Here is a 9,262-nt window from a genome sequence, read left to right as displayed (position 1 = left end):
TGAAACAGCATGAAGGAAAAAAAGATAGCATAGCGGGCAAACGACAATGTGCCGGATGGTCAGGAGATTTTCGTAGCGAGGTTATCTTTGGTTAATTCATCAACAAAGTAGAATCCCGCCCTGGCAATCGCATGGTCTTCCGCCGGGGAACCGAATGCCGTACCAGCATTATTGACGAGAATATCTATCTGGCCCGTCTTGGCGATAGCTTCCTCGGCGAGGCGCTCAATATCGCGATCCTGCGCATTGTCGGCGGCAATCCAGTCGGCGCGAATACCCAATGAGGAGAGGTGTGACTGCGCGGTCTGCAATTCATCGGCGTGGCGCGCCGAGAGGATTATGTGGGCACCTTGTGCCCCGAGTGCTTCAGCAATTTGTAGCCCTAATCCACGCGATCCTCCTGTGATGAGCGCGGTTTTTCCAGACAGGTCAAAGAAGTGCGGCGTATCCATACCGATTCCCTTAATTGAGATTTCTATCCATTAGAATGTGCCCTAAATAATTCGTATTACAGAATAAAACGTTATTATTGAATAACGTATCTGAAACTTGAAATAGGAAGGAATAGCACTTGAAACAGCATTGAGTTTAAATAGATATCAGGAAAAAATTCCAGCGATATTCTGTCATTAATAAACAGGATATTTTTGAGTTGTGAGTGGTCACGCATTAATTACCTAAATAAAAATCATGCACTATAGCGCTAATCATTTTCCTCTTTTCTTTATCTGTTCCCGTCGCGTTAATGGTTTATTTGTTGCCCCTGTTTCGGGGGCAACGTTCTATTTTATGTCACTCGTTTTTCTGCGTCTTTTGACACGGTTAACACGCCACGCTTAATGCGTGATGATGCTATCCAGCGCGCGCAGGTGTTCCGGCTGCCATGACAGGTTGACTTCGGTGCCGGCTTTCCAGTGTGGCTGAATCTCGCTGGCGGGGAGTTTCACCATAAACTGCGGCTGGCCTGCCACTTCCGTCATCATCCTGACGTGATCGCCCAGATAGATGAACTGCTGAATTCGGGCTTTGACCTGCTGCATGCCGTCATCGACGTGAGCCGCGTTGACGTGAATACGTTCCGGACGGATGCAGAGCGTGATTTTTCGACCCGGTGAACTGGGGCGGACTTTCAGTGCGCGTAGCGAAGTGCCGTCGTCCAGCGTTGCCCGATAGAATGCGCCTTCGGCCTCGGCACGCGTGGCGAGCAGCGTATTATTTTCGCCGATAAACTGCGCCACAAAAGCGTTCTCGGGTTTTTCGTAGATGTCGCTGGGGCTGTCCATCTGCTGAATCACGCCATCGTTAAATACGGCGACGCGGTTGGACATGGTCATCGCTTCGCTTTGGTCATGGGTGACGTACACCACGGTTAATTCCAGCGACTGATGCAGCTCCTTGATTTCTAGCTGCATATGCTCACGTAGTTGCTTGTCCAGCGCGCCCAGCGGTTCATCCATCAGCACTAGCTTTGGCTCGAAAACCAGCGCGCGAGCCAGCGCCACACGTTGCTGCTGGCCGCCGGACATCTGTGCAGGGTAGCGATCGGCCAGACTGGTGAGTTTTACGCGATCCAGTACCCGATCCACTTTCTCTTTGATATCGGCACGGTTCAGACGGCGGATGGAGAGCGGAAACGCCAGATTCTCCGCCACGGTCATGTGTGGGAACAGCGCGTAGTTCTGAAACACCATACCGATGTCGCGCTGGTGCGGCGGGAGATGGTGCAGCGGGGCATCACGCAGCATAATTTCCCCCTGCGTCGGGGTTTCAAACCCGGCGAGCATCATCAAACTGGTGGTTTTTCCCGAGCCGGATGGCCCAAGCAGGGTCAGAAATTCACCTTCACGGATATCCAGATTGAGGTTTTTGACGATCAGGCGGTCGCCGTCATAGGTCTTCTGAACATTCCTGAAGCTGACGTAATTTCTCATTTTTCACTCTCCGGCAGTCACTGTTATTCATAAGAATGCATAAACCATGCCGAATGCGTAGTGAGCAGAAAATACCGTGCTGCAATGCATCATAACGCCGTTGTTCACCTCAACGAGTGCGCCGTAATAGGGCGCACCGATGGAGGGTGGCACCGTAACGGTGCGAAGGGACGCGTATCAAAACGGGAGCTGTCAGGCGTCAGAATGAGGGGGATTCAGCGCCTGAATACAGGCCACAATCACGGAGAAAGCCTGCGTCATGTGGCTCTCTTCCACGCTGGCGTAGCCCAGTAATAAACCGCGCTGCTGTGTCGGCTGCAGGTAATAGCTGGAAAGCGGTTTGACCATCACGCCACGGCGCAAAATCGCGGCGCTCAATACAACATCATCGATGTGGGAAGGCAGGCTGAGCAGCATATGCAGCCCGGCGTTGCTGTTGTCTCCGACGTAATCTGCCCCCAGATGCTGTTCGATCAGTGACGTCAATAGCGCGCGGCGTTTGGCATACAGCAGGCGCATACGGCGGATATGCGCGGCGTAGTGGCCTTCGCGGATAAACTGCGCGAGCGTCGCCTGCGTGAGCCAGTGCCCGCCGCGATAGAGCTCGGAATGTGCCGTCTTCAGCGACTGCGCCAGCAGCGGTGGCAGCACCATGTAGCTAACGCGCAGGCCGGGGTAGAGCGTCTTGCTGAATGTGCCGATGTAGATCACCGGCGATTGCGTCTGTAATCCTTGCAGCGCAGGGATCGGGCTGCCGGAAAAGCGAAATTCGCTGTCGTAATCATCCTCAACGACCCAGCAGCCGTGCTCCTGTGCCAGTGCCAGTAGACGTTGACGCCGCGCCAGACTCATCACCGCACCCAGCGGATACTGATGTGACGGCGTCACGCAAATCAGGCGTGGGGCGGCATCGGGCGAGAGCGTTTCCGGCGGTACCAGCCCCTGTTCATCCACATCGACGGGGGCAACGCGCAGGCCGTTAATCGTCAGGACATTACGAATGCCCCAATAGCAGGGATCTTCAATCCAGGCCAGATCGCCGGGGTTGCACAGCATTTTAGCCAGCAGATCCATCGCCTGATGGGTGCCTTCGGTAATCAGAATCTGCTCCGGCGTACACTCCACCGAACGGGCGACGCGCAGGTAATCCACCAGCGCCAATTGCAGTTCGGGGCAGCCGCCAATCGGCGAATAGGAAAGCTGCTCAGGGCGAACACGCCGCGTCAGGCGTGTCTGAATCCGTCGCCATAAATCATGGGGAAAACTGGCGATATCCGGGATGCCCGGCATAAATGCACCCCATTGTCGGGCGGAGGCACCGGCATACCCCAGAAGATGCATACCGCGCCGCGACAGCTCATGCTTAGGCTCGCGCATCTCCCCGGCATTGTCGCTGCTCACCGGCTGCATATTGCCATCGGGGAGCTGTTTCGTGACGAATGTCCCGCTTCCTTTACGCGCTTCAATATAGCCTTCCGCCAGTAGCTGTTCGTAAGCCGTCAGCACGGTATTGCGCGACAGCGACAGCTGCTGCGCCAGATCGCGCGACGATGGCAGACGCTCGCCAGCGGCAATCGCGCCATCAAGAATCGCCAGACGAATGCTGTCGTACAAACGCTTGTTCAGCGCGCCGTCTTGCTGGTTGGCTAAACGCTGAAGCAATAAGTCGGTCAGAAGTGAGCGCAAAAGTGGATCCTTCAAATATTCAAAACTGGCACTGGATTATAGAACCATCTCGCGTCTAAATGACATCATCATCTTGCAACTACACTAATCGTTACCGTTCGACTCATCATCGTTCAACGACTAACCGATGTGTTTGGGATACCGGAGCAGACCATGAAGAATAGCGAACTGAATCAACGCCGTCTGGCCGCCACACCGCGTGGTGTGGGCGTCATGTGTGATTTCTATGCCGAGCGTGCGGAAAACAGCACGCTGTGGGATGTGGAAGGTCGAGAATTTATCGATTTCGCCGCCGGGATTGCGGTACTGAACACTGGCCACCGCCACCCGAAGATTGTCGCGGCGGTGCGCGAGCAGTTGGATCGCTTTACCCATACAGCCTACCAGATTGTACCTTACGGCAGCTATGTCACGTTGGCCGAGCGCATCAACGCGCTGGCACCGATTGAAGGCGCGGCAAAGACCACGTTCTTTACCACCGGCGCCGAAGCAGTAGAAAACGCGGTGAAAATTGCCCGCGCGTACACCAAACGCCCCGGCGTGATCGCCTTCAACGCGGCGTTCCACGGCCGTACGCTGCTGACGATGACGCTGACGGGCAAAGTGGCACCATACTCCACAGGATTCGGGCCGTTCCCCGGCTCCATTTTTCACGCGCTTTATCCGAATGAGAAACAAGGCATCACCGTTGAGCAGGCGTTGGAAAGCGTTGAACGTTTGATGCATACCGACATTGCTGCCGATCAGGTTGCCGCGATTATTCTGGAGCCGGTACAGGGCGAAGGCGGTTTCCACGTCGCGCCGCCGGCCTTTATCAGCGGGCTGCGTAAACTGTGTGACGAGCATGGCATTTTGCTGATTGCCGACGAAGTGCAGACGGGCTTTGCCCGTACTGGTAAGCTGTTTGCGATGGAATATTACGCGGAGAAAGCGGACCTGATCACCATGGCGAAAAGCCTGGGCGGTGGCTTCCCGATCTCCGGCGTCGTCGGCCGTGCTGACGTCATGGATGCCCCTTCGCCGGGCGGACTGGGTGGCACTTATGCGGGTAACCCGCTGTCGGTCGCCTCTGCGCTGGCGGTATTGGATGTGATTGAAGAAGAGAAATTGTGCCAACGCGCACAGCGTCTGGGGGCTGCGCTGGTGGAAACGCTGGAGAAGATCAAAGCGCAGTGTCCGGCACTGGTGGCGATTCGTGCACAGGGCTCGATGGTCGCCGCCGAATTTAACGATCCGCAGACCGGTAAACCCTCGGCAGAGATTACCCGTCAATTTCAGAAAAGCGCGTTGGAAGCCGGTCTGCTGCTCCTGACCTGCGGCGTGCATGGCAACGTGATTCGTTTCCTGTATCCGTTAACGGTGCCTGACGATCAGTTCAGCAAGGCGATGAGCATCCTGACGCGCCTATTAACACGATAGAAGAGAAGCTATGCAACTGGAACAGTTACTGAAACAACAAGCCTTATTCCGTCAGCACTGCCTGATTGACGGCGAGTGGCAAGACAGCCAAAACGGTGAGCGTCTGGACGTCACCAATCCGGCGACGGGCGAGGTACTGGGTAGCGTACCGCTAGTGACGGTGTCACAAACTAAACTGGCGATTACCGCCGCTGAACAGGCGCTGGTTGAGTGGCGTAAGAAGACGGGAAAAGAGCGTGCCGCGCTATTGCAGGCGTGGGCGCGCCTGATTATGGACAATCAGGAGGATCTGGCTGCGCTGCTGACGGCGGAGCAGGGAAAACCGCTGGCGGAAGCGCGGGGCGAAATCGCCTATGCGACCAGCTTTATCGACTGGTTTGCGGAAGAAGCCAAGCGCATTGAAGGCAGCGTGCTGCAATCTCCACAAGGGCAACAGCGCCTGCTGGTCATCAAGCAGCCGATTGGCGTGTGTGCGGCGATTACGCCGTGGAATTTCCCCGCCGCGATGATCACGCGTAAGGTCGGGCCCGCGCTGGCGGCCGGTTGCACGATGATCGTTAAGCCAGCCGAGCAGACACCGTTTACCGCACTGGCGTTAGCGGAACTGGCGCAGCAGGCGGGGATTCCGCGCGGCGTATTGCAGGTTATCGTCGGTGATGCGCAGTCGGTCGGTAAAGTGCTGTGTGATAGCCCGGTGGTGCGCAAGCTGAGCTTCACGGGTTCGACGGAAGTAGGCCGTATTCTGATGGCGCAGAGTGCGCCGACGGTGAAAAAGCTGTCGCTGGAGCTGGGCGGCAACGCGCCGTTTATCGTATTCGATGATGCTGATGTGGATCAGGCGGTGAAAGGCATTCTGGCCTCCAAGTTCCGCAACAGCGGGCAGACCTGCGTCTGCGCTAACCGAATCTACGTGCAAGAGGGTATTTATCCAGCGCTTGTCGAACGGCTGGTTGAGGAAGTGCGCAAGTTGAACGTCGGCGACGGTACGCAGCCGGGTGTGACGCAGGGGCCGCTGATTGATGCCGATGCGGTCAGCAAGGTTGAGCAGCACATTGCGGATGCGCTATCGCACGGGGCAACGCTGCTACTGGGCGGGAAACGCCACGAACGGGGCGGCACGTTCTTCACGCCAACCATCGTCGGCGGGGTGACGCGCGAGATGCGCTTTGCCCGCGAAGAGACGTTCGGGCCCGTGGCACCGCTGTTCCGCTTCAGTGATGAAGCTGAGGCAATTGCGATGGCGAACGATACCGAGTTTGGGCTGGCAGCCTATGTCTACACGCGTGACGCCGTGCGTCAGTGGACGGTGCCGGAAGCGCTGGACTACGGCATGGTTGGTATCAATACCGGACTGATCTCGAATGAAGTCGCGCCATTTGGCGGCGTGAAGCAGTCCGGGCTGGGGCGTGAAGGGTCACGTTTCGGGATCGAAGACTATCTGGAAATGAAATACCTCTGCGTCGATCTTTCCCGGTAGATCGTCGGTAAGAAACGCGTGTCGATAGCCCGTATCGGCACGCGAACACCAGACGCGCAATGTGTCTGGGTGGTGCAAGGCAATGCTGGATTGCACCACAACATGGCAAAAAGGGTGAAATGGCATCAGGTATCGATAGCGGTTGTGTCTTCCTGATGCTTCTCCTCACCGTTCCCGCCGCCGCAGTAGTAAAACATCAATAAAATTTTTGAATTGGCACAATTTATGCTCATATTTTTTTGCGTGATTATCATGATACATGATGCATCAAAGTTCGGCGCACAAAAATTGTGGTTCGTATTTGACCTTATTACGTTGGCTAACACTCCAGGAGCGAAAAGATGTCCAAACTCAACAACACATCCAAAGCGAAAGGCCTCTTCAACCGTCCGGTACTGAAGAAAATAGCGGCCACGGCTTTTCTGGTGACGATGGCCTGTCAGGCGCAGGCGGAGTCCGTCACGGTGATCTCATTTGGCGGGTTAAACAAGGATGCGCAGGATAAGGCATTTTACAAACCGTTCGCCGCAGCGGGCAAAGGCACGGTGGAAGCCGGTGAGTACAACGGTGAAATGGCACGTATCCGGGCGATGGTGGAAACCGGACAGGTAGGCTGGGACGTCGTGGAAGTTGAAGGTCCAGAACTGATGCGCGGCTGTAACGAAGGGCTGTTTGAACCGCTGGACTGGTCAAAACTGGGCGATCAGTCCCAGTTTGTTAAAGGCGCAGTCAGTGAGTGCGGTGCGGGGATCTTCCTGTGGTCTACCGTACTGACCTATAACGCGCAGAAGCTGAAACAGGCACCGAAAAGCTGGGCTGATTTCTGGAATGTGAAGGATTATCCCGGCAAGCGTGCGCTGCGTAAAAGCGCCAAATTTACGCTGGGAATCGCGCTGCTGGCCGATGGCGTGAAGCGCGACGATCTCTACACGGTGTTGGCGACGCCAGAAGGTGTCGAGCGCGCCTTCAAGAAACTGAATCAGATCAAATCGAATATCCAGTGGTGGGAATCCGGCGCACAGCCTCTGCAATGGCTGGTGTCGGGCGATGTGGTGATGACCTCCGCGTATAACGGCCGCGTCTCAGCGGCGCAGAAAGAAGGGCATGACTTCAAGATTGTCTGGGCCGACAGTATTTACGATCTGGATAGCTGGGCGATCGTCAAAGGCTCCAAGCATAAGGCGCTGGCGGAGCAGTTTATTGCGTTTGCCAACCAGCCGGAAAACCAGAAAGTATTCGCCGAAAACATTCCGTACGGCCCGACGCACGTCAAAACCACCAGCCTGCTGGCTCCGGCCGTTGCTGCCAATTTGCCAACGGCCCCAGATAATCTGGCACAGGCGTTGCAAGTTGATACGGAGTTTTGGATCGATCACGGCGAAGAGCTGGAGCAACGTTTTAATGCCTGGGCCGCGCAATAAAGCCGTAGTGAGTGACCGTACGTGATGATGGAGAAAGAGCCTATGTCCCAGAGCGATGTCGTCGCCGCTGTAGCGTCTGGCGGAAACGAAGAAAATTCAACCTTGAAACAGCAACTGTGGCTGGCGCAGAAAGCCTATAAGAAACGCTCTCTGCTGCTGATTGCGCCGCTGTTTCTGTTTATCGTGGTGAGTTTTCTCTTCCCGATCACCTCGATTTTGGGGAAAAGCGTCTCCAACCCGGAATTGCGTGACAATATGCCACAGACCATTGCCGCGATGCGGCTTTGGTCGGGCAACGATGTACCGGATGAAGCCGTCTTTCGGGCGCTGGTTGGCGATCTGCGCGATGCCCGCAGCAGCGGTAAGCTAAGCACGATCACCAAACGGTTAGGATATGAAGGATCGGAATACCGTACGCTGATTACCCGCACACTGCGTAAGCTGCCCGCCGAGGGCAGCAGCGACATACGCGCTCAACTGATACGTGAGCAACCAATGTGGGGTGAATTGGCGACCTGGCAAACGTTCGACCGGGCGGCGCGGCCTTTCACCAGCTATTACCTGCTGGCGGTGTTTGACCACAAAATCGATGCCACCACGCAGCAGATTGTCCCGCAGCCTGCCGATCAGGCGCTGTACGTCGACGTGCTGCTGCGTACGCTGCTCATGGCGGGCGTGGTGACGCTGCTGTGCGTGGGGCTGGGATATCCGCTGGCCTATTGGCTGGCAAAACAGCCATCTAACCGTGCCAATCTGCTGCTGATTCTGGTGCTGCTGCCGTTCTGGACATCGCTGATCGTGCGCACCGCGAGTTGGATTGTGCTGTTGCAGTCGGGCGGCTTGATCAACCGCTCGCTGATTCACATCGGCATTATCGATGAGCCGCTGGTGCTGGTGTTTAACCGCATCGGTGTCTACATCTCAATGACCCACATCCTGCTGCCGTTCTTCATTTTGCCGCTGTATGCGGTGATGAAAGGCATTTCCCCGAACTATGTACGCGCGGCGATTTCGCTGGGGGCGCATCCGTTTATCGCCTTCTGGCGGGTTTACGTGCCGCAAACGTACGCGGGCGTGACGGCGGGAGCGCTGCTGGTCTTTATGATGGCGATTGGCTACTACATTACGCCAGCGCTGCTGGGTGGACCGAGTGACCAAATGCTGAGCTATTTTGTCGCGTTCTTCACCAATAGCACGATGAACTGGGGAATGGCGGCCGCGCTGGGGACGCAGTTGCTGATCATCGTGACGCTGCTGTATGTCGTGTACATCCGTGTCACGCGCACCAATGCAGAAGCCGCGGCGCACTAAGCACACCTTATATTGGG

The 9,262-nt window shown here is 56.1% G+C and carries 7 protein-coding genes; 4 read left to right on the top strand and 3 right to left on the bottom strand.

All coding sequences use genetic code 11. The annotated features are described in order from the left end of the window. Positions 1–59: 59 nt before the first annotated feature. The 3 genes from Q3A88_RS14680 to Q3A88_RS14670 all read right to left on the bottom strand — a co-directional run bounded on the left by Q3A88_RS14680 (position 60) and on the right by Q3A88_RS14670 (position 3,617). Positions 60–452 (bottom strand): SDR family NAD(P)-dependent oxidoreductase, encoded by a 393-nt coding sequence (locus Q3A88_RS14680; RefSeq protein WP_317178187.1) that lies wholly within the window; start codon positions 450–452, stop codon positions 60–62. 384 nt (positions 453–836) lie between these two features. Continuing rightward, positions 837–1,931, bottom strand: coding sequence for an ABC transporter ATP-binding protein (locus tag Q3A88_RS14675; RefSeq protein ID WP_110163232.1), 1,095 nt, complete (start codon positions 1,929–1,931; stop codon positions 837–839). A gap of 192 nt (positions 1,932–2,123) precedes the next feature. Continuing rightward, on the bottom strand, positions 2,124–3,617 hold the full coding sequence (locus tag Q3A88_RS14670; RefSeq protein ID WP_317178186.1) for a PLP-dependent aminotransferase family protein: 1,494 nt from the start codon (positions 3,615–3,617) through the stop codon (positions 2,124–2,126). Between the two features lie 153 nt (positions 3,618–3,770). Between Q3A88_RS14670 and Q3A88_RS14665 the strand changes: the two genes are divergently transcribed. The 4 genes from Q3A88_RS14665 to Q3A88_RS14650 all read left to right on the top strand — a co-directional run bounded on the left by Q3A88_RS14665 (position 3,771) and on the right by Q3A88_RS14650 (position 9,245). Continuing rightward, positions 3,771–5,036, top strand: a complete 1,266-nt coding sequence (locus Q3A88_RS14665) for a 4-aminobutyrate--2-oxoglutarate transaminase (RefSeq protein ID WP_317178185.1) — start codon at positions 3,771–3,773, stop codon at positions 5,034–5,036. A 10-nt stretch (positions 5,037–5,046) separates the two neighbouring features. Next, on the top strand, positions 5,047–6,513 hold the full coding sequence (locus tag Q3A88_RS14660) for an NAD-dependent succinate-semialdehyde dehydrogenase (protein ID WP_110163235.1): 1,467 nt from the start codon (positions 5,047–5,049) through the stop codon (positions 6,511–6,513). A 341-nt stretch (positions 6,514–6,854) separates the two neighbouring features. Beyond that, a complete protein-coding gene (locus Q3A88_RS14655) occupies positions 6,855–7,934 on the top strand; it encodes an ABC transporter substrate-binding protein (protein WP_317178184.1) in 1,080 nt (359 codons plus the stop codon). 42 nt (positions 7,935–7,976) lie between these two features. Continuing rightward, the gene (locus tag Q3A88_RS14650; protein WP_039288810.1) at positions 7,977–9,245 is read left to right on the top strand and encodes an ABC transporter permease; all 1,269 of its coding nucleotides are present in this window, start codon (positions 7,977–7,979) and stop codon (positions 9,243–9,245) included. The last annotated feature ends 17 nt before the right edge of the window (positions 9,246–9,262 follow it).

The organism is Pectobacterium sp. HCp5_1 (assembly GCF_032905925.1).
GTDB classification, from domain to species: Bacteria; Pseudomonadota; Gammaproteobacteria; order Enterobacterales; family Enterobacteriaceae; genus Pectobacterium; species Pectobacterium brasiliense_A.
Note: the sequence above shows the minus strand (reverse complement) of the source record. Positions and strands in the feature narration are given on the sequence as shown.